This window comes from Pseudokineococcus sp. 1T1Z-3 (assembly GCF_037482365.1).
Classification (GTDB): Bacteria; Actinomycetota; Actinomycetes; order Actinomycetales; family Quadrisphaeraceae; genus Pseudokineococcus.
In genome coordinates, this window is sequence record NZ_JBBHZF010000019.1 from 53,162 (window position 1) to 77,776 (window position 24,615).

19 protein-coding genes and 1 pseudogene are annotated in these 24,615 nt (G+C 76.8%); 12 read left to right on the forward strand and 8 right to left on the reverse strand.

Features of this window, described 5'->3' with window-relative positions:
- Positions 1-4: 4 nt before the first annotated feature.
- Positions 5-970, reverse strand: a complete 966-nt coding sequence (locus WDV86_RS06800; protein WP_339566850.1) for a beta-1,6-N-acetylglucosaminyltransferase — start codon at positions 968-970, stop codon at positions 5-7.
- A 99-nt stretch (positions 971-1,069) separates the two neighbouring features.
- Between WDV86_RS06800 and WDV86_RS06805 the strand changes: the two genes are divergently transcribed.
- Genes WDV86_RS06805 through WDV86_RS06820 form a run of 4 tightly spaced genes read left to right on the forward strand, consistent with a single transcriptional unit; the run spans position 1,070 to position 5,967 of the window.
- Entirely contained in the window at positions 1,070-1,987 is a 918-nt protein-coding gene (locus tag WDV86_RS06805; protein ID WP_339566851.1) for a glycosyltransferase, read from the forward strand.
- Positions 1,984-2,823, forward strand: coding sequence for a glycosyltransferase (locus tag WDV86_RS06810; protein ID WP_339566852.1), 840 nt, complete (start codon positions 1,984-1,986; stop codon positions 2,821-2,823). Before WDV86_RS06805 ends, WDV86_RS06810 begins: the two co-directional genes overlap by 4 nt.
- The gene (locus WDV86_RS06815) at positions 2,820-4,703 is read left to right on the forward strand and encodes a DUF2264 domain-containing protein (RefSeq protein WP_339566853.1); all 1,884 of its coding nucleotides are present in this window, start codon (positions 2,820-2,822) and stop codon (positions 4,701-4,703) included. Before WDV86_RS06810 ends, WDV86_RS06815 begins: the two co-directional genes overlap by 4 nt.
- Positions 4,704-4,713: 10 nt before the next feature.
- A complete protein-coding gene (locus WDV86_RS06820) occupies positions 4,714-5,967 on the forward strand; it encodes a polysaccharide pyruvyl transferase family protein (protein WP_339566854.1) in 1,254 nt (417 codons plus the stop codon).
- Here WDV86_RS06820 and WDV86_RS06825 read toward each other — a convergent pair.
- The 3 genes from WDV86_RS06825 to WDV86_RS06835 are packed head-to-tail and all read right to left on the reverse strand — an operon-like array spanning position 5,964 to position 9,699.
- A complete protein-coding gene (locus WDV86_RS06825; protein WP_339566855.1) occupies positions 5,964-7,526 on the reverse strand; it encodes an MOP flippase family protein in 1,563 nt (520 codons plus the stop codon). The two genes, WDV86_RS06820 and WDV86_RS06825, sit on opposite strands and share 4 nt — an antisense overlap.
- A complete protein-coding gene (locus WDV86_RS06830) occupies positions 7,523-8,455 on the reverse strand; it encodes a hypothetical protein (RefSeq protein ID WP_339566856.1) in 933 nt (310 codons plus the stop codon). Before WDV86_RS06830 ends, WDV86_RS06825 begins: the two co-directional genes overlap by 4 nt.
- Positions 8,452-9,699, reverse strand: a complete 1,248-nt coding sequence (locus tag WDV86_RS06835) for a glycosyltransferase (RefSeq protein ID WP_339566857.1) — start codon at positions 9,697-9,699, stop codon at positions 8,452-8,454. Before WDV86_RS06835 ends, WDV86_RS06830 begins: the two co-directional genes overlap by 4 nt.
- A 50-nt stretch (positions 9,700-9,749) precedes the next feature.
- On the opposite strand from WDV86_RS06835, the gene WDV86_RS06840 reads away from it, so the two are divergent.
- Positions 9,750-10,775, forward strand: coding sequence for a glycosyltransferase (locus WDV86_RS06840; RefSeq protein WP_339566858.1), 1,026 nt, complete (start codon positions 9,750-9,752; stop codon positions 10,773-10,775).
- Here the strand turns inward: WDV86_RS06840 and WDV86_RS06845 are convergent.
- From WDV86_RS06845 to WDV86_RS06855, 3 genes are all read right to left on the reverse strand, one after another.
- Positions 10,724-11,803, reverse strand: a complete 1,080-nt coding sequence (locus WDV86_RS06845; protein ID WP_339566859.1) for an acyltransferase family protein — start codon at positions 11,801-11,803, stop codon at positions 10,724-10,726. The genes WDV86_RS06840 and WDV86_RS06845 overlap by 52 nt on opposite strands.
- A gap of 115 nt (positions 11,804-11,918) precedes the next feature.
- A complete protein-coding gene (locus WDV86_RS06850; RefSeq protein ID WP_339566860.1) occupies positions 11,919-12,977 on the reverse strand; it encodes a hypothetical protein in 1,059 nt (352 codons plus the stop codon).
- Between the two features lie 20 nt (positions 12,978-12,997).
- On the reverse strand, positions 12,998-14,353 hold the full coding sequence (locus WDV86_RS06855) for a UDP-glucose dehydrogenase family protein (RefSeq protein ID WP_445262974.1): 1,356 nt from the start codon (positions 14,351-14,353) through the stop codon (positions 12,998-13,000).
- Positions 14,354-14,592: 239 nt separating this feature from the next.
- Between WDV86_RS06855 and mtrA the strand changes: the two are divergent.
- From mtrA to WDV86_RS06890, 7 genes and pseudogenes are all read left to right on the forward strand, one after another.
- A pseudogene (mtrA, locus tag WDV86_RS06860) lies at positions 14,593-15,261 on the forward strand (MtrAB system response regulator MtrA); the annotation flags it as partial.
- A gap of 107 nt (positions 15,262-15,368) precedes the next feature.
- Positions 15,369-17,138 (forward strand): MtrAB system histidine kinase MtrB, encoded by a 1,770-nt coding sequence (mtrB, locus tag WDV86_RS06865; RefSeq protein ID WP_339566862.1) that lies wholly within the window; start codon positions 15,369-15,371, stop codon positions 17,136-17,138.
- A 58-nt stretch (positions 17,139-17,196) separates the two neighbouring features.
- Positions 17,197-18,936: an LpqB family beta-propeller domain-containing protein gene (locus tag WDV86_RS06870; protein WP_339566863.1), complete on the forward strand. Its 1,740-nt coding sequence runs from the start codon at positions 17,197-17,199 to the stop codon at positions 18,934-18,936.
- Positions 18,937-19,021: 85 nt separating this feature from the next.
- Positions 19,022-19,771 carry a ComF family protein gene (locus WDV86_RS06875; RefSeq protein WP_339566864.1) on the forward strand — a complete coding sequence of 250 codons (750 nt, stop codon included), beginning with the start codon at positions 19,022-19,024 and terminating at the stop codon, positions 19,769-19,771.
- A 248-nt stretch (positions 19,772-20,019) separates the two neighbouring features.
- Complete coding sequence (gene hpf, locus WDV86_RS06880; RefSeq protein WP_339566865.1) at positions 20,020-20,754, forward strand: ribosome hibernation-promoting factor, HPF/YfiA family; 735 nt, start codon at positions 20,020-20,022, stop codon at positions 20,752-20,754.
- 327 nt (positions 20,755-21,081) lie between these two features.
- Positions 21,082-21,867 (forward strand): response regulator, encoded by a 786-nt coding sequence (locus WDV86_RS06885; RefSeq protein ID WP_445262975.1) that lies wholly within the window; start codon positions 21,082-21,084, stop codon positions 21,865-21,867.
- Positions 21,868-21,920: 53 nt separating this feature from the next.
- Positions 21,921-23,228, forward strand: a complete 1,308-nt coding sequence (locus WDV86_RS06890) for a winged helix-turn-helix domain-containing protein (RefSeq protein ID WP_339566867.1) — start codon at positions 21,921-21,923, stop codon at positions 23,226-23,228.
- A gap of 97 nt (positions 23,229-23,325) precedes the next feature.
- On the opposite strand, the gene WDV86_RS06895 is transcribed toward WDV86_RS06890, so the two are convergent.
- Entirely contained in the window at positions 23,326-24,516 is a 1,191-nt protein-coding gene (locus WDV86_RS06895) for a GNAT family N-acetyltransferase (RefSeq protein ID WP_339566868.1), read from the reverse strand.
- Positions 24,517-24,615: the final 99 nt, after the last annotated feature.

Below are 24,615 nucleotides of genomic sequence, written 5' to 3' on the forward strand. Positions count from 1 at the left end.
CCCCTCAGCCCGCAGGGGGCGGTGCCTGCGAGGCAGCGTCGAGCGCCCGCACGACCGCCTCACTCGCGGGCGAGCCGTCGACCTTGCGGGCGAAGGCGGCGCCGGAGGCCAGGGCGGCAGGGACGTCGTCGGCGACCAGGGGCCGAGGGCTGGCCGACCCGGGCGGGAAGACGGTGAAGGTCGTCGGTCCTTCGAGCACGCGCAGCTGCGGGTCGCCGCTGACGACGCTCTGCACGTAGGACTCGTCGGGGATGCGGCACCGCGCGAAGACCCGCCGCGCGCGGGCTGCGCCGGCCCCGGTGACCACCTCGACCGCCGCCCGGCTCAGCACCATCCACTGCGACGCCTTGACGTAGGGCAGGCCCAGCGCCTCCACCGGGTCGCGCCGGGCGCGCACGCCGACGGCCCACACGCCGGCCCGGGAGGTGGGGTAGGCCAGCACGAGGCGCTGCCACCGCGCCGGACCGCGCTGCCACAGCACCCTCGAGACGCGCCGGGCCGGCGACGGCGTGCCCGTCGGCGCCGACCACGTGCGCCACCGGTAGCGGTGCCGCGCCGGGTCGGGGTCGTCGTCCACGTCGAGGAGGGCGTCGGCGCCGGAGGTGCGCACGTCGGCCTCCCAGGCCGCGAGGTCGCGCACGGGGTGGTCGTGGCCGGAGACGAGGACGACGTGCTCGGCCCCCAGGACGTCGACGGCGTGCCGCGCCGCCTCGAGCATGGCCTCCACGAGCGACCAGCCGCCCCAGCGCACGCGGACGTCGCTGCGCAGGAGCTCGGCGCCGGCGGCGCGGGCGTCCTCGGCGCTCAGGTACCCCGCGGGGCGGTCGTGCCGCAGGAGGACGCGAGAGCCGTTGCTGGAGCGCCGGACGGCGCGGGCGAGACGCAGGGCGGCCGGGGCGTCGTCGTGGCACAGGACGACGTAGCAGAAGGCGCCCGTGCCAGGTACGGGTCCTTCGTCCGGTGACGGCACGGTTCCTCCGGGTCTGAGTAGGGTCGAAGGCGACGACGCCGTCCTCGACGGGCGCGTCGCGGACGTGCCCGTGCCGCCGACGCCCGAGGGAGGAGGGACATGACGGTCTCCGCCGTCATCCCCGTGCGTGACCTCGGGGAGCTGCTCGAGGGTGCGCTCGCGAGCCTAGAGGCGCAGTCGGTGCCGGTGGACGAGGTCGTCCTCGTCGACGACGGCCCGAGCGCCACGATCCCGGAGGACCCGTCGCGCTACCGCGTCGTCCGCAGCGGAGGGGTCGGGCCGTACGCCGCCCGCAACCTGGGCTGGCGGGCCGCCACCGGGGACGTCGTCCTCTTCCTCGACGCCCGCAGCCGGCCGCGACCCCGGTGGGCGGGCGAGCTGGCGGCGCTGCTGGCCCGGGAGGGCGTCGGGCTCGCGGGCTGCGACGTGCACGTCGTCGCCGGCCGGTCTCTGGCCTCGCGCGTCGCCGCGCTGGAGCAGCCCTTCGCGCTGGGGGACTACGTCGGGCGCGCCTGGTTCCGCCCCTACCTGGCGACGTGCAGCCTGGCGGTCCGCCGCGAGGTGCTCGAGGCGACGGGCGGCTTCGCGGCGACCCGCAGCGGCGCCGACGCCGACCTCTGCTGGCGCGCGCAGGACCTCGGGTGGCGCCTGGAGGCCGTCCCCGAGGTGCTGCTGGACTGGCTCCCGCGAGACAGCTGCCGCGACCTGCTGGAGCAGCACTACCGCTACGGGCGCAGCAACACCCACCTGCGACGGGCGTGGGCGGCGGCCGGCGCCCAGCAGCCGGTGGTGCCCACCTGGCCCGCCGTCGCGCGGATGGCCGCCCTCGCCGGGATGCGCACCGTCTACGCCGTGCTGCGCCGGCGGGAGGACCGGCTGCTGCACTCCCTCGTCGAGGCCGCCCGGGTCGCCACCCGGCTCGGGGTCCGGCGGGCCGTCGCCGAGGCGTCGGCGCTCACGCCGGCCGCCCCTGCCACAGGGCCGACGACGGGTCCGACGACGTCGGAGGCCGCGTGAGCGCCCCGGTGGCCAGCGCCGTCGTGCGCACCTTCAACTCAATGGCCACGGTCGCGGCGACCTTCGCCTCCCTGCGGGCGCAGGACGTGCCCGTCGAGGTCGTCGTCGTCGACTCCGGGTCGACGGACGGGACGCTCGAGCTGGCCGCCCGCGAGGCCGACCAGGTGGTGCGTCTCTCGCCGCAGGAGTTCACCTTCGGGCACGCGCTCAACGTGGGCGCCGAGGCCGCCTCCGCCCCGGTGCACATCGGCCTGTCCAGCCACTGCGTGCTGCCCGGGCCCTGGTACGCGCGGGTGGCCGCCGGGCACGTGGCCGACGGTGCGCAGGGCGCCTTCGGGGAGGTCCGGGACTGGCAGGGCCAGCCGCTGGAGGGACCCCGTCGGGTCAGCTACGACGACCTGGTGCAGGACCGCTTCTGGGGCTACTCCGGCCACGGCGGCACCTGGTCGGCGGCGGCGTGGCGGCGGGAGCCCTTCCGGGCCGACCTGCCCTCCTCCGAGGACCGGGAGTGGAGCTGGCGGGTCGTCCAGGACGGCGGGTACCTCGTCGTCGACCCGCGGCTGCTCGTCGACGCGGGGCACCGGCGCGACGCGGGCGTGCGCTCCTACTACCGGCGGATGGTCAAGGAGGGCACGGCCCTGCTGGAGTGGCGCCCGCTGGAGCCCTACTCGGCGCGGGCCGCCGTCCGCGACCTCCTCCACCCGGCCCCCGGGACGCAGATGATCACCCGGAGCCGGCGGCTCGGCCGGACCCGTGCCGTGGAGGTGGCGGCCAAGGTCGCCGCCGACCGCCGCCAGCGGGCGCTGCGGCGCCAGGGGCGGCAGCGGCCCTCGTGACGTCGTCCCGGGTCGACGTCCGCGGGCGCTGGGAGGCCCTCGCCGACGAGCTCCTGGAGGCGCTGGTGCCGCGCACCGACGCCTCGGGGGCGCTCGTCCTGCCGCCGGGACCGCTCGGGCCCCAGCTCGGCTCGCCGGGGCTGACGCGCACCGGACGGCGGGCGCAGTCGGCGCTGCAGGCGCGGCTGCGGACGCCCGAGGGCCTCCGGCGGCGGGCCGCCAACGGCCTGGAGGGCTTCGCCCGCTCCGGGCTGCTGGCCGCCTACCGGCTCGTGCACGCGGACGAGGACCGGCGCGAGGTGCTCGCCGCGCGGTTGCGTCGCGGCCTCGTCGCGGGCACCACGCGCGGCGGGCCGACCTCCTGGCCCGAGGTCACCGACCGCAGCCAGCCCGTCGTCGAGGCGGCCCTGCTCGCGATGGCGCTGCACCACAGCCGCCCGCACGTGTGGGACCGGCTGGGGGAGGCGGAGCAGGACGTCGCCGCACGGTGGCTGGAGGGGGCCGTGCGGGCCGAGACGCTGGCGAACAACTGGCTGCTCTTCGGCGTCGTCGTCGAGCGCTTCCTCGCCGCCGTGGGTCGTTCTCCCGCCGTCAGCCGGGCGGCCGGGCGGCTGGACGCCGTCGAGGCGATGTACCGCGGCGACGGCTGGTACTCCGACGGCGGCGAGCGGAACTTCGACTACTACGGCGGCTGGGGCTTCCACCTCTACCTCGTGCTCGCGGCGCTCCTGGAGGGCGGCGAGCAGGGCCGCCAGGAGCTCGCGGTCCACCGCGAGCGGCTGCGGCTGCACCTGGAGCAGGTGCGACACCTCGTGGCCCCCGACGGCCGGCCGGTCGCGCTCGGCCGGTCGCTGACCTACCGCCACGCGCTGCTCGTGCCGTTCTGGCTCGGGGTCCTCCTCGACGCCACGCCGCTGGCGCCGGGGGAGACCCGGGAGATGTGCTCCGCTGCCGTGCAGCGCTTCCGGGAGGGCGGGGCGCCCGACCGGCGAGGCCTGCTGCCGCTCGGGTGGCGCTGCGACGAGCCGGTCGAGGTGCAGTCCTACAGCGGCTCGGCGTCGCCGTACTGGGCGGCCAAGGGCTTCCTCGGGCTGCTCCTGCCCCCCGACCACCCTGAGTGGACGACGCCGGTGGGGGCGCCGCCCGCACCAGCAGCGCCCTGCGTGCGGGTGCTGCCCGTGCCGGGCCTCGCCGTCACCACGACGCCCGACGCGGTCACCCGGGTCCTCAACCACGGCCTCGACCACGAGCTGCCGTCCGCCGGGGTCGAGCGGGGCGCCGACCCCGCCTACGACGCACTGTCCTTCTCCAGCCGCACGGCACCGCCCCCGCCCGGGCACGGGCTGCCCCTGCGTGCCGTCGACCAGCTGCTGCTGCGCGACGCCGACGGCACCTGGCACGAGCGCCGCCAGCCCCGTCCGGTCCCGGTGCCGGCCGGGTCCGTCGCCGTCCTCGCCTCGACGTCGCGCAGCCCCTGCGGCGTCGTGGAGCTGTCCTCGCGGGTCCTCGACGGGGGGTGGGAGCTGCGGACGGCGGTCCTGCGCGAGGGAGGGGAGGCGTGCGCCGGGGTGCTGGCCGGGGGGTCGGCCGCGACCGGGGTCCACACCCGCCGCACGAGCGGGACCGCCGTCGTCGTCGTCGGTGCCGGGGGGCTCGCCAGCGTCGTCGTCGGCGTCGGCGGCTGGGACGACGCCGAGTCGGCGTCCACGTCGTCCTGGCGGCGGGCGGGCGGGATCGGCGTCCCCCTGCTGCACCGCCGCCGCCCGTGGGCGGTCGGGGAGCCCCTCACCTGGCTCGTGGGGCTGCGGCTCGCCCCGGGCCCTCACGAGGTGGCGGCGATGCTGGTCGAGGCGCGCTGCGTGGCAGCGTCCCTCGCCTAGGGTGACGCGGGTGCGCGTCGTCGTCGTCGGGACCGTCGTCTCCAACGGCGGGGACGCCGCGATCCTCGACGCGCAGCTGGACCTGCTGCGCCGGACCTGGCCGGAGGCCGAGGTCGCCCTTCACGACAGCGACCAGCGGGTGGCCCGCCGGCTGTACCCGGGCCTGGAGGTCCACGAGTCGGTCGTCGCCGGCATGTCGACGCCCACGGGGCCGGGTGCCGGGCGCCGGGCCCGGCTGGCCCGCCGGCGGGTCCTGCTGGCCGCACGCCTGGGGCGTCGGTCCCCTCTGCTCGCGCGTCTGCTGCTGCGCCGGCGGGAGGCCGCCAGCGTCATGTCCCTGGTGCGTGCCGACGTCGTCGCGCACACCGGGGGGACGACGCTCATCGAGAAGTACCCCTTGGACCCCAAGCTCTTCGAGCTCGAGGTCGCCTCGGCCGGTGGCGCCGAGCTGGTGCTCCTGCCGCAGTCGCTCGGCCCCTTCTCCCGCCCCGACGTCGTGCCTCGTCTGCGGTCCCTCGTCGACCGTGCCGCGCTGGTCTTGCTGCGCGACGACCGGTCGCTGGCCCACCTGCGGGACATCGGGGCGTCGGTCGACCGCGCCCGCGTGGTCCCCGACATCGTGTTCGCGCTCGGCACCGAGCAGAGCGAGGAGCGGTTGCGGAGCGAGCAGGTCTCCGCCGAGCCGGCAGTCGCCGTCTCGGTCCGGGACTGCTCGATGTTCCTCGACGGGGCCGCCGGGCAGGCAGCCTTCGAGGCTGCCGTCGCCGGGCTCGTCGTCCACCTCGTGCGCGAGCGAGGCGCCCGGGTCACCTTCGTCTCCACCTGCCAGGGGACGCCCGAGTACTGGGCGGACGACTCCCGGGTGGCCGCCTCCGTCGGCGCGCAGCTGCCCCCGGACGTCACGGCGTCGGTGCGCCTCGACGCGCAGCGGTACGACCACGAGGGACTCGTCAGGGTCCTGGCCGGGCACGAGGTCGCGGTGACCACACGGATGCACGCCGGCATCGTCGCCCTGGGCGCCGGCACGCCCGTCCTCCCGATCGCCTACGAGTTCAAGACCCGCGAGGTCATGGGCCAGGTGGGCCTCGGCGACCATGTCCAGGACGTCGGCGAGGTCACCGCTGACTCCCTCGTCCAAGGCTTCGAGGCGCTGCTCGCCGACCTCCCGGCGCGGCGGCCGGAGCTGGCGAGCGCCGTGTCGCAGCGACGACGCGGCGCGCTCGCGCTCGACGCACCGCTGAGAGCCGTGGCGCCGGGGCGCTAGCGGCGCCGCAGGACGCCGCGGACCTCGGCCACGAGCGAGCGGGCGACGAGGAGCATGGTGCCCACGTACACGAGCACCCCCAGAGCCACCTGCCCGACGACGACGGGGACGGCGCGGCGGTCGAGGGCGAGCACCTCGGGCAGGCCCCACACGAGGAGGCCCATGACGCCGGCCGCGGCGAAGGTGGGGCCGGCGTGGGCGAGGACAGTCCTGACCTTCAAGCCGACGGCGCGTCCGGCGACGTGGACCCCGACGGGCATCATCACCCAGTAGCGGGCGAGGACCGCGACAGCGACCCCCACGACCCCCCACCGGAGCCCGACCACGATGAGCACCACGGCGAGGACCGTCCCGATGGCCCCCATGAGGAACATCAGCGTCGTGCGACCTGTGGCCTGGTAGAGCCAGCCGGTGCTCGAGCCGATGCACTGGGGGACGCCCGCGAGGCAGAGGATCTGCAGCAGGGGGATGGTGGCGTCCCAGTTGGGGCCCCACAGCAGCGGCACGAGGCCCTCGGCCGTGGCGGCGAGGCCGAGAAGCATCGGCACGGCGAGGGCGTTGGTGATGCGCAGGGCGCGGAGGTAGGCCGTCCTCATCCGCGCGTAGTCGCCTTGCATGGCCGAGAGCGCTGGGAACATCACTCGGCCCAGCGCGCCGGTGATCTGGGCGATGGGCAGCAGCATGAGGTTGTACGCGCGGTTGTAGAGCCCTAGCGGGGCGGCGCCGAGCTCTCGGCCGACGAGCAGGTTGTCGACGTTGCGGCCCCAGTAGTTGACGACGTTGAAGCCGAGCAGGCCGCCGGAGAAGCGCCAGAGCTCGCGCAAGGACGTAGGAGAGATGAAGTGCCGCGGCACCCAGCGGACGGCGGCGAAGGAGCCGACCGAGGCGGCCGCGCTCGTCACGAGAGGGCCGTAGACCAGGGCGTAGGCGCCGGCACCCGCCAGCGCCGCCGTCACGGTCGTCGCGTGGCCGAGCACTGCCGCCGCCACCTCGATCTGGGCCACGGTCTTGAAGGCCAGGCGCCGTTGCAGGAGGGCGCTGTGCACGACGCCGACGGAGAGCGTGAAGGCGAGCGCGACCAGCGGGGTGAGCGTGACGAGCTCGGCCTGGCCGTAGAAGGACGCGACGAGCGGGGCGGCAGCCGCGAGGAGCGCGGCGAAGAGGATGCCGCCGAGGGCGTTGACCCAGAAGACCGTCGACATGTCCCGCTCGGAGATGGTCGACCGCTGGATGAGCGCCGCCCCGAGACCGAGCTCGAAGAACATGACGGCGAAACCCGAGATGACGTAGACGCTGGCCACCAGCCCGAAGTCCTCGGGCAGCAGCAGGCGCGCCAGGAGGAGCCCGACGAGGAACTGCATCGCCTGGGTGACGAGTCGGGCCGACGTCGACCACTTGGCCCCCGAGACGACGGCGGCTGACATCGAGGCGGTGGGCTCGTGCGTCGTCCCGCGGAGCCCAGCGCGTCCTTCCGGCCCCAGCGCGGCCGCCGGGTCCGGGACCCCGCCACCCGGGAGGGCGGTCGGCTCCCCGGTGGCTGCCTGACGGCGGCGCCTCATGCCGACGGCCTCGGTCGGCCTGGTCCGCGTCGTAGGCCAGCCCGGACGAGGCGTGCCGACCGGAGCAGGCCCCGCCCGGCCACGAGGGCTGCGTCCAAGGTCGAGGAGACGAGTGCGGGCGGCAGCGGCAGCCACCGCGCCGCCCGGAGCTTGGCGACCTCGCGTCGGTAGAGCGTCGACTCGGCCCAGCCGCCGCAGAAGTGCAGGACGGCGGGCTCGACGAGGCGCCCCTCCTTGACGAAGGAGCAACGACCGGCGAGCACGTCGACGTCCAGCTCGCCCTCCATCCCGAGTGGGGTGCGCATGGTCGAGCCACCGTCGTCCACGACGTCGACGCCGTGGGTGCGCATGCCGATGCTGACGAGCGGCTCGTCGGTGAGAGCGCCGGGGCGTCCGCGCATGGGGAAGAAGCCCAGCTCCTCGTAGCGCGCTGCGGTGGCGCGCGCGGTCGAGAAGACAGCCTGCGAGGTCGTCGACCGCTCCCAGTAGTAGAGCCCGCCGTTGAAGAGAGCGAGGGGGCGCGTGCCGCCGAGCCGTTCCAGCACGGTGGCGATGTCCGCGCCGAACCACTCCCCGGTCCGTGCCGCCCGGCCGCAGGCGGCGAAGGGATGACCGGCGAGCAGGTCCACCACCTCGCGGACGTCGCGGACGGCGAGGCAGTCGGAGTCGAGGAAGAGCGTGCGCGAGAAGGGGGTGTAGACGTCGAGCGCGAGCTTCTGCGCGAAGCCGGAGCCGTGGGCGGCGTCGTGGGGGACGACGACGTCGTACCACCGGCTCATCTGCTCGGGCCGGTCGGTGACGACGGCCCGCGGCAGACCCGGGGAGTGGCGCTGGAGGCTGCGCGCGAGGTTGACCGCCAGGCGGCGGTACCGGTCGGCCCCGAAGCCGAGCGTGAGGACGCCGAGCTCTGCGGACGGGGTGAGGCTCACGGGGCACTCCTCGTCGGCGTCAGGGAGTGGATGCCTCTCTGCTGCCGCCCCGCACCGGCCAGCACGGCGTCGTAGATGTCCGCGAGCCGGCCCAGGTGCAGGTCGAGCCCGAAGTGCTCGGCGACGTGGTAGCGGGCGGCGGCGCCCATCCGGGTGCGTGCCGGGACGTCGTCGCGGAGCCGGGCCAGCCGCTGCCGGAGGCCGCCGACGTCGCCCTCGGGCGCCAGCAGCCCGGTGCGCTCGTCGACCACCGCCTCGGGGATGCCGCTGTGGGAGTAACCGACCACAGGTCGCCCGGCAAGACCCGCCTCCAGGGCAGTGACGGGCAGGCCCTCGCAGTCGCCGTCGGAGGAGGTCTTGGAGGGCATGCACACGGCCGACGCCCCTGCCATGAGGGAGGCGACCTCGGCGCTCGTCCGCATGCCGAGGAAGGTCACGTCCAGCCGCAGCCGCGTCGCCTGCTCCTGCAAGGTGGCGCGCAACGGGCCGTCCCCTGCCACCAGGAGCGTCGGAGGCTCGGCGAGCCCCGCCAGCGCTTCGAGCAGGTCGCCCAGGCCCTTCTTCTCGGCGAGCCGCCCGACGAAGAGCAGGGGGCCTCCCGTCGGCGGAGGGGTCGGCGGTGGAGCCCCGGCGACGTCGACGCCGCACGGGACCACGTGCAGCTTCTGGCTGGGGACGCCGCGAAGGCTCAGCCGGTCCCGCAGGTAGCCGCTCACCGTCACGACGGCCGCCGAGCGCTCGACGAGCGCGTCGAAGGTACGGACGAGCAGCCCGCCGCCGTAGCTCTCGCCGAGGACCTCCGGGTGGAGCGTCGCGTCGTAGCCGTGGAAGGTGACGACGAGCGGCAGGCGCGCGCGCCGCACCGCCGGCAGGGCCCACGCGGCGTCGACGCCGAAGTGGGCGTGGACGAGGTCCGCCCTGCTGCCACGCAGCGCCGACGCCAGCGCCGGCGCCGCGACCTCCTCGGGGGGGGAGCTCCGGCGGCGCAGCACCGCTGCCTGCGCCCGGGGCCAGGGCCTGGTCGCACGCGGCAGGAGAGGTCTGTGGCCGGGTACGGGCAACGCGTCAGGAAGGAGCTCGCTGGTCACTGCCCGCGTCCGATGGCGTGGCATGTGCACGAGGTGGTCGCGGACGAAGGTCTCCGAGCGAGGGAGGAACTGACGTCGGTAGACCGCCACGGTGGCTGCCCGACCTGCCGGGGTGTGGACCGGCCCGACCCCTCTGCCCTGCTTCATCCCGGTCATCTTGCCCGTCGTCGGCCGAGGAGCGGTGCGCCGCGCCTAGTCTCGGACTCGTGGTGGAGGCCGGGGTACGCCGCAGGCCTGCCGTCGCGACCTTCCACTCCGGTCGCGGCGACCCCGTCTGGGACGCCGTCGTCGGCGTCGTGCCGCGCTCAGGCGGGTGCCTCGGGCGGTGGCTGCTCGACTTCGCCCGTGCCACGCACGGCCGCGAGGTCGTCCTCGTCCGCGGCACCAGCTCGTGGGAGGACCGCTACCGCGACTACCTCGGCATGGTGCTGCTGCGGGTGACGCGCTCTCGGGCGCGTGTCGTCGTCAGCGACGCCACCCTCGACGTCGGCAGCGCCGCGGTCGGGCGCAGGCTGCCGGCGCGCCTGCGACCGCTCGTGCCGTGGGCCAGCCGCCTGCTCGTCCGGCTCGCGGACTCGCCCCGGACGACGTGGTGCGTGCTGTCCTCCGAGGAGGTCGAGACCTTCGCCGACCGTTGGCGGCTGCGGGCGGGCGCGCGGGGCCGCACGGTGCTCACCCGCTTCTTCCACACCGTCGACGTGGCCGCGTGGGCGCCGAGGACCACTGACGGCGGGTACCTCTTCTCGGGCGGGGACTCGCTGCGCGACTACGAGGCCCTGGCGCACGCCGTGGACGGCCTCGACGTCCCGGTCCGCGTCGCCACGCGCCGTCCCGTGCCCGCGTTCCCGCCGACCGTCGAGGCCGGTCCGACCGACCACGCCACCTTCGTGGCGCTCCTGGCCGGGTGCACCGCCCTCGTCCTGCCGCTCGTCGCCGCGCCGCGCAGCACCGGTCAGCAGACCTACCTGAGCGCCATGGCGCTGGGGAAGCCCGTCGTCGTCACGGACGCGCCCGGTGTGCGCGACCTCGTCGAGGACGGGGTGACCGGTCTCGTCGCCGATCGCGGCGCCGACGGGCTGCGGCGCGCGGTCGACCGGCTCTTGGCGATGTCGCCGCAGGAGCGCGCCCGGATGGGTGCGGCCGCCCGGGCCGCCACCCTCGTGCCCCGCAGCCCGGAGGCCTACCGGGCGCGGCTGCTGGAGGTCGCCGGGCTCGGCCCCGGACGTGCCTGAGGCGGCCTCGACCGGGTGGCGCGGACCACGGCGAGGACGCCGAGCGGGAGGAGGACCCCGACGACGGCGAGGGCCGGCCCGACGAGGGGGTGCCAGGGCTGGGGCACCGCCAGCAGGACCGGCCTCGCGAGGACGACGACCAGCGCGAGGACCACCTCGTGCAGCAGGTAGACGACGAGCGTCGAGCGTCCGAGCCAGGCCAGCGGGCGCCCGAGCGGGCCGAGGCGGAGGCCCCGTGCGGCCACGAGCCCGGCGCCGGCCGACAGGGCCAGCATCACGACCCCGAGCCCGGGGAGCCGCTCGAGGTCGCTCAGGTGGCCCAGGGGTCCGAGCACGAGCAGGAGCCCGTTGGCGACGGTGAGGGCGACGAAGCCGACGGCGAGCCCGAGCCGGGCCGACCGGAGCCCGCGTGTCGTCGCCGACCCCGTCAGGGCGGTGACGAGCGCCGGGTACCGGGCACCCAGCACGAAGGCGGGCAGGTAGGCGAAGGCCTCGTCGACGCGGTCGCTCGGCGTGCCCACCCAGCCGCTCGAGAAGGCCGTCGAGACCAGCAGCGTCCCGCCGAGGGCGACGGCGGCCGGCAGGCGCCGGGTGAGGGCGGTGACCACGAGCGCCAGGAGCAGCGCGTGGAGGAACCAGAGGTACCCCTCGGGCAGCACGAGCTCGCGCAGCAGGCCGCCCAGGCTGCCGAAGCCGGTCTCGGAGGCCCGCGGGAAGTCCACCAGCGAGAAGAGGCCGACGTAGCCGACGGTGGCGACGAGGTACACGACGGCGAGCTGGCGCAGCCGCCGGCGCAGGAGCCCACGGTCGGCGAGCGTCCGACGCGCCACCAGGCCCGCGACGACGAGGAAGACGGGCAGCGGCACGAGGCGCAGGGCGCCGACGGCCATCGCCCACGGCAGCGAGTAGATCTCCAGCGCCTCGGCGAAGAGCAGCGAGTGGTAGACGACCACGCTGAGCATCGCGGCGCCCTTGGCCACGTCCAGCGTCCTGTCCCGGACGAGCCGACCGGGGCTGGGCGTGCGCATGACCACGTCAACCCCCGGCCGAGGACCTCGGCTCGTCACCGTCCGCGACGAGCCGTCGGCGCCAGGCTGGCAGAGCCTGGCCCCGCGTGGGGCGACGACCCGAGACTGGTACGGGTCAGGTGGCCCCGTCGACGGTGAGGCGCCCGGCGCCGAGGAGGGCACGCAACCGGCGCGCCGAGAGGTCCAGAACGGCCAGCGGCAGCTCGCGCAGGCAGGCCGCCCTCCAGCCGCGGGTGCCGCGCGCCCACGGCAGCCGATCGTCGACGGGGGCGAGGGCGGCGGGGGCGAGCGCGGCCGCGAGCGCGCCGTAGGGCCCGAGGCGGTGGTGCAGCCCCTCGTACCGGGCGCGGAGCCGGCCGGACCGGCTCGTCGCGGGGCGTCCGGGCGCGTAGGGCTTGCGGTGGCCCATGGCGTGCACGAGGACGGGTGGGGCGCCGCGGCGCACGCACGCCAGGCGGTCGGCGGGCAGCCACCCCGCGGGCCCGAAGCACTGCGCGACGTCGCGGCCCTGCCGGAGCACCTCGACCTCGAGGGAGGCGAACTCCGCGGAGCCGAGGAGCGCCGTCAGCACCTCCTGGTCGCCCAGCAGGTGCAGGGGCCGCTCCTGCCAGGGGCTCGACTGCGCGCCCCGGTAGCGCTCGTCGGCGAGAAGGTCGCGCCAGGCCTCGAGCAGCGGGCGGTGGCCCCGGTGCACGCGCACGACTCCCGTGTTGGCCGTCGTGGGCAGCGGACGGCCCACCTCCAGGCCCCAGGCGCGGGTGCGGTGGCTGCCGCCGAGCGCCTGCCCGAGGGGCGTCTCGCCCGCCACGACGAGCGCCGAGGGCGGCACCTGCGCCAGCCGCGCCGCGAGGTCGCCCCACACGAGGACGTCGCTGTCGACCCAGAGCGCCTGCTCGTGCTGCTCCAGCAGCGCCAGCAGGACGGCGGGCTTGACGTCCCACCCCCGCGCCGGCAACGACGAGGCGTCCAGCCTCACCCGCGGGCGCGCCGCGCACCACGCCGCCAGGTCGGCCCCCGCTCCCGGCGACCAGAGCAGCACGTCGGCGGTCGGGACCTGCCGGAGCAGGCTCGCGACGGCGAGCCGGGCACCCACGAGCTGGGCCGGCCGGTCCTCGTGGACGACGACCTGCATCGCGGCGTCCGGCGAGGACCGCCGCCGGTCAGAGGTCGACATCCCCTCAGCTCGACGTCCCCTCAGCTCGACGTCCCGAGCCCCCGGTAGGTCCAACCCGCGTCGCGCCAGGCCTGCGCGGGCAGGCAGTTGCGGGCGTCGATGACGGTCGGCCGCGCGGCCGCGAGCCCGGCCAGCGCCACCGGGTCCGCCCCGCGGAAGTGCGGCCACTCGGTGAGCACCAGGACCACGTCGGCGTCGGCCACCGCCTCCTCGGTCGAGGTGGCGTAGCCGAGGGAGGGGAAGATCCGGCGGCTCGTCTCACCGGCCTCGGGGTCGTAGACGAGCACCTGGGCGCCCCGCAGGTGCAGGCCGGCCGCGACGTTGAGGGCGGGGGAGTCGCGCACGTCGTCGGTGTCGGGCTTGAAGGCCGCGCCGAGCACCCCGACGCGGCGGTTGAGGACGCTGCCGCCGCACGTCTGCACCGCCATGTCGATGACGCGCTGGCGCTGGCGCATGTTGATCTCGTCGACGTCCTGCATGAAGGCGACGAGGGAGTCGGCGCCCAGCTCGCCGGCACGGTGCATGAGGGCACGGATGTCCTTGGGCAGGCAGCCGCCCCCGAAGCCGAGCCCGGCGTTGAGGAAGCCGCGCCCGATCCGGACGTCGTGCCCGAGGGCGTCCGCCAGCTGGGTCACGTCGGCGCCGGCCTTGTCGCAGACCTGCGCGATGGCGTTGATGAAGCTGATCTTCGTGGCGAGGAAGGCGTTGGCGGAGACCTTGACGAGCTCGGCGGTCGGCAGGTCGGTCGTGATGAACGGCGTGCCGGCCTCGACCGAGGAGGCGTAGACCTGGCGCAGCAGGTCCTCGCCCCACGCCGAGGTACCGCCGACGACGACGCGGTCCGGCCGCAGCGTGTCCTCCACCGCCTTGCCCTCGCGCAGGAACTCGGGGTTCCACGCGAGCTCCACCCGCAGCCCGGCCGGCGCCGTCTCGCTTACGCGCTGGGCCATCCGCGCCGCCGTGCCGACCGGCACGGTGGACTTGCCGACGAGCAGGGCGTCGTGGGTCAGGTGGCGCGCGAGCCCCTCGAAGGCCGCCTCGACGTACCGCAGGTCGGCGCCGTTGGAGCCGGGGCGCTGGGGGGTGCCGACGCAGACGAAGTGGACGTCGGCGAAGGCCGCCGCCTCAGCGAGGTCGGTCGTGAACCGCAGGCGGCCGGACTCGACGCCGCGCAGCAGCAGCTCGGGCAGCCCCGGCTCGTAGAAGGGGACCTTGCCGGCCGAGAGCGCCGCGACCTTGGCCGGGTCGACGTCCACGCCCACGACCTCGAAGCCCAGCTCGGCCATCGCCGCCGCGTGCGTCGCGCCGAGGTAGCCCGTGCCGACGACGGACAGCCGCGGGCGCCGGTCGCCGGAGGCCCTGGCGGTCGCGGCCACCTCCGCGTCGGTGGCCTCGACGCCCGCGGGTGCGGCGTCGCCGGTCGTCTCGCTCGTTCGGGTCGTCGTGCTCATGCTGGGCCAGTCCTTCAGAGGTCGATGGCGTCGGGGACGCGCCGTCGCGCCCTGGCAGCATGCCACCGGACGCACCGTCACGGTCCCCACGGCGCGTGACTGCCCTGCGTCCGTCGACGGCACGTCGCCGCCGGGCTGGCGTGCGGCGGTGCGACCATGAGGCCATGACCCAACGCGTCCTCGTGGTCGACGACGACACCGCGCTCGCCGAGATGATCGGGATCGTGCTGCGGGGGGAGGGCATCACGCCCACCTTCTGCGCCGACGGCTCGGAGGCCCTCGTGACCTTCCGGGAGAGCAAGCCCGACCTGGTGCTGCTCGACCTCATGCTGCCGGGGGTCGACGGCATCGAGGTCTGCCGGCGCATCCGGGCCGAGTCGGACGTGCCGATCGTCATGCTGACGGCGCGCAGCGACACCACCGACGTCGTCGCGGGCCTGGAGTCCGGGGCCGACGACTACGTGCCCAAGCCGTTCAAGCCGAAGGAGCTCGTGGCCCGGGTGCGGGCCCGGCTGCGGCGCTCGGAGGACGCCACCCCGGAGACGCTGCGGGCCGGCGACCTCGTCATCGACGTCGCCGGGCACACCGTCACCCGGGGCGGCCAGACGATCGCCCTGACGCCGCTGGAGTTCGACCTGCTGGCCGCGCTGGCGCGCAAGCCGTGGCAGGTCTTCACCCGCGAGGTGCTCCTGGAGCAGGTCTGGGGCTACCGGCACCAGGCCGACACCCGCCTGGTCAACGTCCACGTCCAGCGCCTGCGCAGCAAGATCGAGCACGACCCCGAGCACCCCGAGGTGGTCCTCACCGTCCGGGGCGTCGGCTACCGGGCCGGCAGCACCCCCGAGGCCGACGCCGGGGGGGACGCCGGGGGGAGCGGCGACGGCTCTGAGGTCGAGGGCACGAGCGCCGCGACTCCGTCGAGCGCCGCGGGCTGAGCGCGGTGGCGCAGGGGGGCGCCGCCACGGTCGCCCGCCGGGCGCGCAGGGCGGCGGCGCAGCGGTGGCGTCGCTCGCTGCAGCTGCGCGTCGTCGGCCTCACGGTGACCCTCAGCGCCCTGACGATGCTCGTCGTCGGCGGCTTCCTCGCCGGCGCCATCGCCGAGCGGCTCTTCGACGCCCGGCAGGACCAGGCCTTCTTCGAGGCGAGCGATGGCGCCCGCGCGTTCCAGGACCGGCTGGAGGCGGCCGACGTCCCGACCGTCACCGAGCTGCAGCAGTTCGTCAACGACAACCGGGAGCAGCTGGAGGCCGTCGGCGGGGAGTCCTCCCAGGGCTTCATGCTGCTCCGCTCGCGGGGCAACCAGGCCCCGGCGACGATCAGCGGTCTGGTGAGCGCCGGGCTCTCGCCCACCCTGCTGACCCCCGCGCTGCGCGACAGGGTCGCCAACCAGCCACGGCAGCAGGCGGCCGCCGTCGCCCTGCCCGCCGGCAGCACGACGGTGCCCGCCATCGCCGTCGGCCAGCGCGTCGACCTCGGCCTCGCCGGCTCCTACGAGCTCTACTTCGTCGTCGACCTGCAGCGCGAGCAGGCGACGCTCGACGGCGTCCAGCGCGTCCTCGCGGTCGGAGGGCTGCTGCTCGTCCTGCTGCTCGGCGGCGTCGTCTCCGTCGTCACGCGCCTGGTCGTCCGGCCGGTGCGGGCCGCCGCGGCGGCGGCGTCGAGGCTGTCGGCCGGCGAGCTCGACCAGCGGCTCGACGTCCGCGGCGAGGACGACCTCGCGCTGCTGGGCCGCACGTTCAACGAGATGGCCACCTCGCTGCAGCGCCAGATCACCCAGCTCGCCGAGCTGTCGCGCCTGCAGCAGCGCTTCGTCTCCGACGTCAGCCACGAGCTGCGGACGCCGCTGACGACGATGCGCATGGCCGGTGAGGTGCTCCACGAGGCACGCGAGGACCTGGACCCCGCGGCGCGCCGCTCCGCCGAGCTGCTCGTCACCCAGCTCGACCGCTTCGAGGCGCTGCTCGCCGACCTGCTGGAGATGAGCCGCTTCGACGCCGGCGCCGCGGCGGTCGAGCCCGAGCCGGTGGACCTCGCCGCGCTCGTGGCCCGTGTCGTCGAGCACGCCGAGCCGGTCGCCGACGCCCAGGGCGTGCACGTCGGCGTCCGCCTGCCCGCCGAGCCGGTGACGGCCGAGGTGGAGGCGACGCGGGTGGAGCGCGTCGTGCGCAACCTCGTGCTCAACGCCGTCGAGCACGCCGAGGGCCGGCCCGTGCAGGTGACCCTCGCGGCGGACGAGGCCTCCGTGGCCGTGCTCGTGCGCGACCACGGGGTCGGGCTGCGGCCGCAGGACGCCGAGCGGGTCTTCGACCGGTTCTGGCGGGCCGACCCGGCGCGGGCGCGCACCACGGGGGGCAGCGGGCTCGGGCTGTCCATCGCCTCCGAGGACGCGCGGCTGCACGGCGGACGCCTGGAGGTCGTCGGTCGCCCCGGCGAGGGGGCCGCCTTCCGGCTGCTGCTGCCGCGCACCGCCGGCGCGGCGCCCGGGATGTCGCCGTTGCCGATGCCGGACGACCTGGTGCCCGCCGTCGCCGTGGACGACCCGAGCGCCCCCAGCGTCCTCGTCGCGCCCCTGCCGGGCGTCGTCCTCGTGCCGTCGGCCGCGGGCTCGCCCGACGCGTGGGGCGACGCGGGCACCGAGGCCGCCGCCGACGCGATCGCGAGCGCGGCCCTGCCGGTCGTCGCGCCGCCGGAGCCCAGCAGCCGTGGCTGACGCCGGGCGAGAGGCCGGGAAGCGAGGGGCCGGGAGGCGAGGGGCCGGGGGGCGAGGCGTGCTCGTCCTGGCCCTGCCGCTCCTCCTCCTGCTCGCCGGCTGCGTCGACCTGCCGCGCTCCGGCCCGGTCGCCGAGGGCCCGGCGCCGGCGGCCGACCCCGCGCCGCGCTTCGTCGTCGAGGGGCCGCGCCCCGGTGCCTCGCCGGAGGGGGTCGTCGAGGGGTTCCTGCGCGCCTCCGCCGGCTTCGACGACGACTACTCGGTGGCCCGCGCCTACCTGAGCGAGGAGGCGGCGGCGTCCTGGCGGCCGACCACCCAGGTGGTGGTGGTGGCCGCGGGCGGCGCCGCCGTCGAGGGCCCGCCGGCGGACGCTGCCGGCGCCGTCGCGGCGACGCCCCTGCCCGGCACGCGACGCACCGTGGGCGTCAGCGCGCCGCTGGCGGGGGTCGTCGACGCGCACGGCCGCTGGACGAGCGCCGGCAGCGGCGCGACGTACGACCTGGAGCTGGAGCTCGTCCGCGTCCAGGGGTCGTGGCGCATCGACGACCCGCCGGACGAGGTGGTGCTCGGGCGAGACCTCTTCAACCAGATCTACGTGCCCTTCGAGCTGCAGTGGCTGAGCCCGGGCTCCGAGGCGCTCGTGCCGGAGGTCCGGTGGTTCCCCGGCCGCACGCCGAGCGCCACGCTGCTCGTCTCCGAGCTGCTGGCGGGGCCGTCGCCTTGGCTCGCCGACGCCGTCACGACGGCCTTCCCGCCCGGCGCCGTGCTCTCCAGCCGGCCGCCGGCGGTCCCGCTGGACGCGGGCGGGCGCGCCGTCGTCGACCTCAGCGACGCGGCCCGCCAGACCTCGCCCTCCCAGCGCGTGCTCATGCAGGCGCAGCTGGCCGCGACGCTCAGGGACGTCCCCGGGGTCGTCGGCGTGCAGCTCTCCGCCGGTGGCGGCGCCCTCGACGTACCCGCCCGGGAGCCGGCCCTGCTCGACGACCCCCTCCTCGGAGGGTCCCCGCTCGTCCTGGCCGGCGGGCAGCTGGCGCGGCTCGACGGCGACGGCGCCGAGGTGGTGCCCGGGTTGCCGGACGTCTCCACCCGGCTGCCCAGCGACCCGGCGGTCGGCGTCGACGGCCTCGTCGCCGTCCTCGTCCAGCAGCGCAGCCAGCTGCTCGTCGGCCGCCCGCAGGAGGACGACGAGCAGGCGCCGACGCTGCGCAGCGTCCTGTCGGGAGCCGACCTCGTGCCCCCGAGCGTCGACCGGCTCGGCTGGGTGTGGACCTCACCCGCCCGGGCCCGCGGGCAGCTCCTGGCCGTCGACGACGGAGGTGGCCTCGTGCGGGTCGCGGCGCCGTGGCTGGAGGGCCGTCGGGTCCTGGCCGTCCGGGTCTCCCGCGACGGCGCCCGGGCCGCCGTCGTGTCCACCGACGAGGAGGGTCGCTCCCACCTCGACGTCGCGGGCGTCGTGCGCTCCGCCGACGGCGTCCCCGAGCGGCTCGACGTGCCGACGGCGCCGCCCGTGCCCGACCTCGCCGGGGCCAGCGACGTCGCGTGGGTCGACGCGACGGAGCTGGCGCTCCTCGCTGACGCGGAGGACGGCGCAGGCCGCCGGCTGGTCCTGGCGCGGGTCGACGGCTCGCGGGTGCGCAGCCTGGTCGCTCCCGAGGGCGCGCAGCGACTCACCGCCGCCACCGGTGCGGCCTCGGTGCTGCTCGACGCTCCCGGCGGCGGCGTGCTCGCCCGCTCGGGGCGGGCCTGGGTGCTGCGACCCGGCTCGGAGAGCGCCACCGACCCGAGCTACCCGGGCTGAGCGCACAGGCGCCACCCGGCGGTACCTCTCCACAGGAGGGGACCGGCGGAGCCGGGCGGCCGGCCGGCGACGCCACCCTGACGCCATGGTCACCGCCGCTCGCCGCGCCGCTCCACCCGGCCCGCTCGTGCGGGCGCTGGTGGCCCTGGCCGGGACGGTCTGGCCGGTCTCCTGCCCGGGCTGCGGCCGGGTCGACGTCGCGGTGTGCCCGCCGTGCCGGCGCGCGCTGCTCGGTCCGGCGCCGCTGGTCGCCGCACCCGCGGCGGCGGGCCTGCCGGTGCGTGCCGCGGCCGCCTACGACGGTCCGGCCCGCCGGCTGCTGCTGGCGTGGAAGGAGCGGGGGCGTCACGACCTCGCCCCGCTGCTCGCCGACGCGCTGCGCCGGGCGGGAAGCCCCGCCGTGGGGCAGCGGCCGAGCGGCGGGCCGCCGCTCGCGCTGGTCCCCCTGCCCTCGCGCGCGGGCGCGGTCCGGGCCAGGGGAGGGGACCTCGTGGCCGACCTGGCGCGTCGCTGGGCCCGCGTCCTGCGTGCCTGCGGGGTCGCGGCCGGCGTGGCGCCGGTGCTGGCCCTGCGCGCGGGGGCGGGGGACCAGGTGGGTCGCAGCGCCTCCGCCCGGGCGGCGGCGCGGGCAGGTGCCGTGCGCCTGGTGGGGCGCCCGCCGCCGGTGTGCCTGCTCGTCGACGACGTCGTGACGACGGGCTCGACGCTCGCGGCAGCGGCGGCCGTCCTCGCCCGCCGCGGCAGCGACGTCCGCGGCGGGGTCGTCGTCCTCGCCACGCCGCCGCCGCGTCGTCGGACGACAAGCACGCTTGGTACGCACCGTCAGATCGAGTGACTCTGCGTCGATCGGTCGTCGGGGCTGTCGTGCCGGGCCCGCGGCGGCTAGCGTCCGGTCATGGTGGTGCGCCGGTGGACGCAGCGAGCCCCTCGCGGGGGCTTCTCGTCGCCCGCGCACCACCTCCCCCCGGCGACGACGCCGGGCCCCCGCGGCCGGGGGAGGTGGTGGTGACCGCTCTGGCGACCGCCGGGCAGGGCTGAGCCCGCCGGCGTGTCGGTGCACCGTCCCCCACCGCAGGAGGATCCATGGAGATCACGCTCACGACCCGTCACACCACCGTCCCCGAGCGCTTCCGGCGCCACCTGGAGGACAAGCTCGCCAAGGTGGAGCAGGTGGCCCCGAAGGCCGACCGGCTCGACGTCGTGATCAGCCACGAGGAGAACCCGCGCCAGCCGCAGAGCTGCGAGCGTGTCGAGCTGACGCTGCGCCACCGGCGCGAGGTCGTCCGCGCCGAGGCCTGCGCCGACGACGCCCACGGCGCCCTCGACCTCGCCGAGGAGAAGCTGCTGGAGCGGCTGCGACGCCTGCGGGACCGGCGCAAGGTCCACCACGGGCGCCAGACCCCGACGTCGGTGCGCAGCATGGCGGTGCAGGACCCCGAGGCCGTGCTGGCGGCCGTGCCGGTCCGTGAGCCGGCCCCGGCGTCGACGGCTCTCGACGACGACGTCGAGGTGGGTGGCCTGGTGGCGGGCGAGGACCCCGACGAGCACGGCCTGGCCGAGGCGCTGGGCGCCTCCCCGGTCCGGATCCGGGAGAAGACCCACCTCGCCCACCCCATGAGCGTCGACGAGGCCCTGGCGCAGATGGAGGCGCTGGGCCACGACTTCTACCTCTTCCTCTGCCGGTCCTCGGGGGCCGTGAGCCTCGTCTACCGCCGTCGCGGCTGGAGCTACGGGGTCATCCGCCTGGAGGAGGCCGTCGAGCCCGCTCCCGCCCCGGCCGGCGCGGCCCCGCTCGAGCCGGCCCGCGTGGGGGCGTAGCGCGCGTCGCCCGCGCAGGCACGGCGGGACCACGGCCGGCACGCGGCCGTGGTCCCGTCGGGGTCTGCGGTCCATCTCGTCCCCCTCTCGTCGTCTGCTCTTCCTCGCTGCTCCTGGCCCCGACACCTCGTCGTGGCGGATTCGTGATGTGGGACGTGCGGACATCCGGCGCCCGAGCGGGCAGGCTCCTCCCTGGTCTCGGGGTCTTCCCCGACGGGGGCGTGAGGGAGGACCCACGTGGCAGGACATGGTGGTGCCGGCGAGCGGGCCGACGGCGGGGCCGTCGTCGTCGAGGCGCGGGCAGTGGTCGCAGACGGCCTGGACGGGATCGCCGGGGACGGGGCCGCGAGGGACGGGGGCGCGAGGGACGGGGTCGTTGGGGACGGGGCCGCTGGCTTCCCGCCGGCCGCCGAGCGGCCGGAGACCTCGACCGACGCCGCGCTCATCCGGGTGCTCGTCGTCGACGACCACGTCCTCTACCGCAAGGGGCTCGAGCGCGTCCTCGAGCTGGAGGACGACATCCGCATCGTGGGGGAGGCCAGCGACGGCGCCGAGGCGGTCGCCCGCGCCGAGGAGCTGCTGCCCGACGTCGTGCTCATGGACGTGCGCATGCCGAAGAGCACCGGGATCGAGGCGTGCGCCGCCATCCGCGCGAGCGTGCCCAGCACCCGCATCGTCATGCTGACGATGAGCGACGAGGAGGAGGACCTCTTCAGCGCGGTCCGGGCGGGGGCCGTCGGGTACGTGCTCAAGGACGTCCCGGGCGAGGAGGTGGCCGCCGGGCTGCGCGCCGTCCACGGCGGCCAGTCGCTGCTCAGCCCCGCGATGGCCAGCCACCTCATCTCCGAGTTCGCCGCCCTGACCAGGCACGAGGCCGAGCGGGTCGAGGCGCCGGCGGTCCCGGCGCCGCGGCTGACCGCCCGCGAGCTGGAGGTCCTGCGCCTGGTCGCCCGCGGCATGAGCAACCGTGACATCGCCGGCGAGCTGTGGATCTCGGACAACACCGTGAAGAACCACGTCCGCAACATCCTCGAGAAGCTGCAGCTGCACTCGCGCATGGAGGCGGCCATGTACGCCGTCCGCGCGCGGCTCGTCGAGCCCGAGGACTCCTAGCGCCAGCGGGTCCGGGGCGAGGTCGTCGGCGCCGCCGCGCTACCGTCCGCGCCGTGGTGGCGTCCGGCAGCGGCTCGCCGCCTGCCGCCCGCGGACGTCGGCGCGGGCCCCGCCGGGAGGTCCTCACCGCCGCGCAGGCCCGCCGGAGCGCGCTGGCGGCCCAGGGCCTCGCCGGCCCGCGCCCGACGGGGCCGCCGACCATGCGCTCGCTGCAGCGCGTCGTCGACCGCCTCGGCGTCGTCCAGCTCGACTCCGTCACGGTGCTGGCGCGCACCCACCGGCTGCCCTTCTTCAGCCGGCTCGGGCCCTACGACGACGAGCTGCTGCGGCGCGCGCGCGAGGAGCGCCCCCGCCGGCTCGTGGAGTACTGGGCCCACGAGGCGAGCCTCGTGCCGCCGGCCACCCACCGGCTGCTGCGCTGGCGGATGGCGGGCGCCGCCGACCAGGCGTGGCAGCGGTACCGGCGCGTCCTGGCGGAGCGGCCGCAGCTGCCGGCCGAGGTCCTGGCCGTCGTCTCGGCGGGCGGGGCGGCCACGGCGGCGCAGCTCACCGCCCGCCTGCACCCCGGTGTCCCGCGCAGCCCGGCCGGCTCGTGGATGACGGCGCTCACGCCGGAGGTGCTCGCCGGGCCCGCGCGCGACGTCAAGGCCACCGCCGAGATGCTCTTCTGGTCCGGCGACCTGTCCGCCGCCGGCCGCACGGCCCAGTTCGAGCGGGTCTACGACCTGCCCTCCCGGGTGCTGCCGCCCGAGGTCGCCCGGGCGCCGACCCCACCGCCGGAGGAGGCGCTGCGCGGGCTGGTCGACGTCGCCGGACGCGCGCTCGGCGTCGCCACCGAGCCCGAGCTGCGCGACTACTTCCGGCTGCCGCCGGACCTCTCCCGCGCCGCCGTCGCCGCGCTCGTCGAGGAGGGCCGCCTCGCGCCCGTCACCGTGCGCGGGTGGGCCCGGCCGGCCTACCTGCACGCCGACGCGACCTTCCCGCGCGCCGCCTCCGCCCGGGCGCTGCTGTCGCCCTTCGACTCGATGGTCTTCGAGCGCACCCGCACCGAGCAGCTGTTCGGCATGCGCCTGCGGCTGGAGATCTACGTGCCCGCCGCCCAGCGCCTGCACGGCTACTACGTGCTGCCGTTCCTCCTCGACGACGCACTGGTCGCCCGCGTCGACCTGAAGGCCGACCGGGCCGCCGGCCTGCTGCGCGTCCAGGCGGCCTGGGCCGAGCCCACGGCGCCGGAGCACGCACCGGCAGCGCTGGCCGCCGAGCTGCGTCTGATGGCTGGGTGGCTCGGGCTCGACGACGTCACCCTCACCGGCCGGGGCGACCTCGCGCCCCGCCTCGCCGAGGAGCTCGCCCGCACCTGAGCGCCCGTTCGCCGAGCGCGGGCTCTGCGGGCCGGTGCGCCGTCGTCGTGCGCCGGGCGCGGACCCCCGGGGCCGACGCGCAGGAGCTCCTGCCGCGTCAGGACGGCGGCGTCGTCGCGAGGTCGTCGGCGGTGAGGAGGAAGCGGTCCAGCCGCACGGGCGGCCGAGGCCTGCTCCCGCAGCCACCCGGGCCGCCACCCGGGCCGCCACCCGGGGCGCCGGACGGCCCAGCCGGCGCGAGGTCCCACCCAGCGGGGGCGAGGCCGGCGCGCCGGGCGACGGCGACGCTCGCGACGTTCGCCGGCTCGGCGCGCACCAGCACCGCGGGCAGGCCCAGGCCGCCGACGTCGGTCGGCAGCAGGGCGTGGCGGGCGGCCGCCCGGACCGCCGTCGTGACGACGCCGCGCCCGCGCGCGTCGGGGTGCGCCCAGTACCCGATCTCGGCCGGGCGGCTGCCCTCGAGCCCGAAGACCTGCAGCGACGCCAGCGCCGCGCCCGAGCGGGCGTCGGCCGCGCACCAGCCCACCGCGCGCCCCTCAGCGGCCGCCAGGCGGGTGCTCTCCACGTAGGCGGAGGCCTCCTCGACGCCGTAGGGGGCCGGCAGGGAGGGCAGCCACCGGCGGGTCGTCGGGTCGGTGCAGGCCTCGACGACCCGGGTGGCGTCCTCGTCGGCCCACGGGCGCAGGACGACGTCGCCGGTGACCAGGGGAACCTCGACCCGCGGGACCTCCAGCCACGGCTGCACGGGCGTCGTCGGGTCGCCGGGGCACCACGTGCCGACCCAGCAGTCGCGCAGCTCCCCGCGCTGGTCGTCCCGGCGGCGCACCGTCCCCTCGACGGCGACGCCGCACGCCCACGCGACGCGCCGGCTCGGCCAGTTGCCCACGTGCGCCTGCCAGCGGACCACCGCGGCGCCGCGCGCGGCCGCCCACGGCAGCACGGTCCGCAGCGCCGCCGACATGACGCCGCGGCCCCGGTGCGCCGCCGCGAGGCCGTAGCCGAGGCCGACGCCCCCGTCGGCCTCGGGCCGCAGGCTGACGCTCCCGGCCAGCCGCCCGTCCACCTCCAGCGCCCACGTGAGGTCCTGCCCGCGCGCCCACCCCGCCGACACCCGCCGCATGAAGGCCTCGGCGTCCTCGCGCCCGTACCCCAGCGGCACGCTCGTCCAGCGGGTGAAGGCCTCCTCGGCGGCCATGGCGACCACCGGCCCGGCGTCGTCGTCGCCGAAGGCACGCAGCCGCACGCCCTCGCGGACGGCCAGCACCGGCGGCGCCGCAGGCAGGTCCATCCCGGCAGGCTCGCCGACGGCAGCGCTGGCGCGCAACGGACTTCCCGGCCGCGCTGCGTAGCATGACGGCCGACCTGCGGGGGCCGACGGACGACGGGC

What these genes read in the sequence shown, in the direction of transcription:
- WDV86_RS06875 (WP_339566864.1), top strand. Translation starts at nt 19,022, where the DNA reads ATGGTCACCGCCGCTCGCCGCGCCGCTCCACCCGGCCCGCTCGTGCGG.
- WDV86_RS06845 (WP_339566859.1), bottom strand. Translation starts at nt 11,803, where the DNA reads ATGCGCACGCCCAGCCCCGGTCGGCTCGTCCGGGACAGGACGCTGGAC.
- WDV86_RS06825 (WP_339566855.1), bottom strand. Translation starts at nt 7,526, where the DNA reads ATGAGGCGCCGCCGTCAGGCAGCCACCGGGGAGCCGACCGCCCTCCCG.
- WDV86_RS06850 (WP_339566860.1), bottom strand. Translation starts at nt 12,977, where the DNA reads ATGTCGACCTCTGACCGGCGGCGGTCCTCGCCGGACGCCGCGATGCAG.
- WDV86_RS06835 (WP_339566857.1), bottom strand. Translation starts at nt 9,699, where the DNA reads ATGACCGGGATGAAGCAGGGCAGAGGGGTCGGGCCGGTCCACACCCCG.
- WDV86_RS06805 (WP_339566851.1), top strand. Translation starts at nt 1,070, where the DNA reads ATGACGGTCTCCGCCGTCATCCCCGTGCGTGACCTCGGGGAGCTGCTC.
- WDV86_RS06895 (WP_339566868.1), bottom strand. Translation starts at nt 24,516, where the DNA reads ATGGACCTGCCTGCGGCGCCGCCGGTGCTGGCCGTCCGCGAGGGCGTG.
- hpf (WP_339566865.1), top strand. Translation starts at nt 20,020, where the DNA reads ATGGAGATCACGCTCACGACCCGTCACACCACCGTCCCCGAGCGCTTC.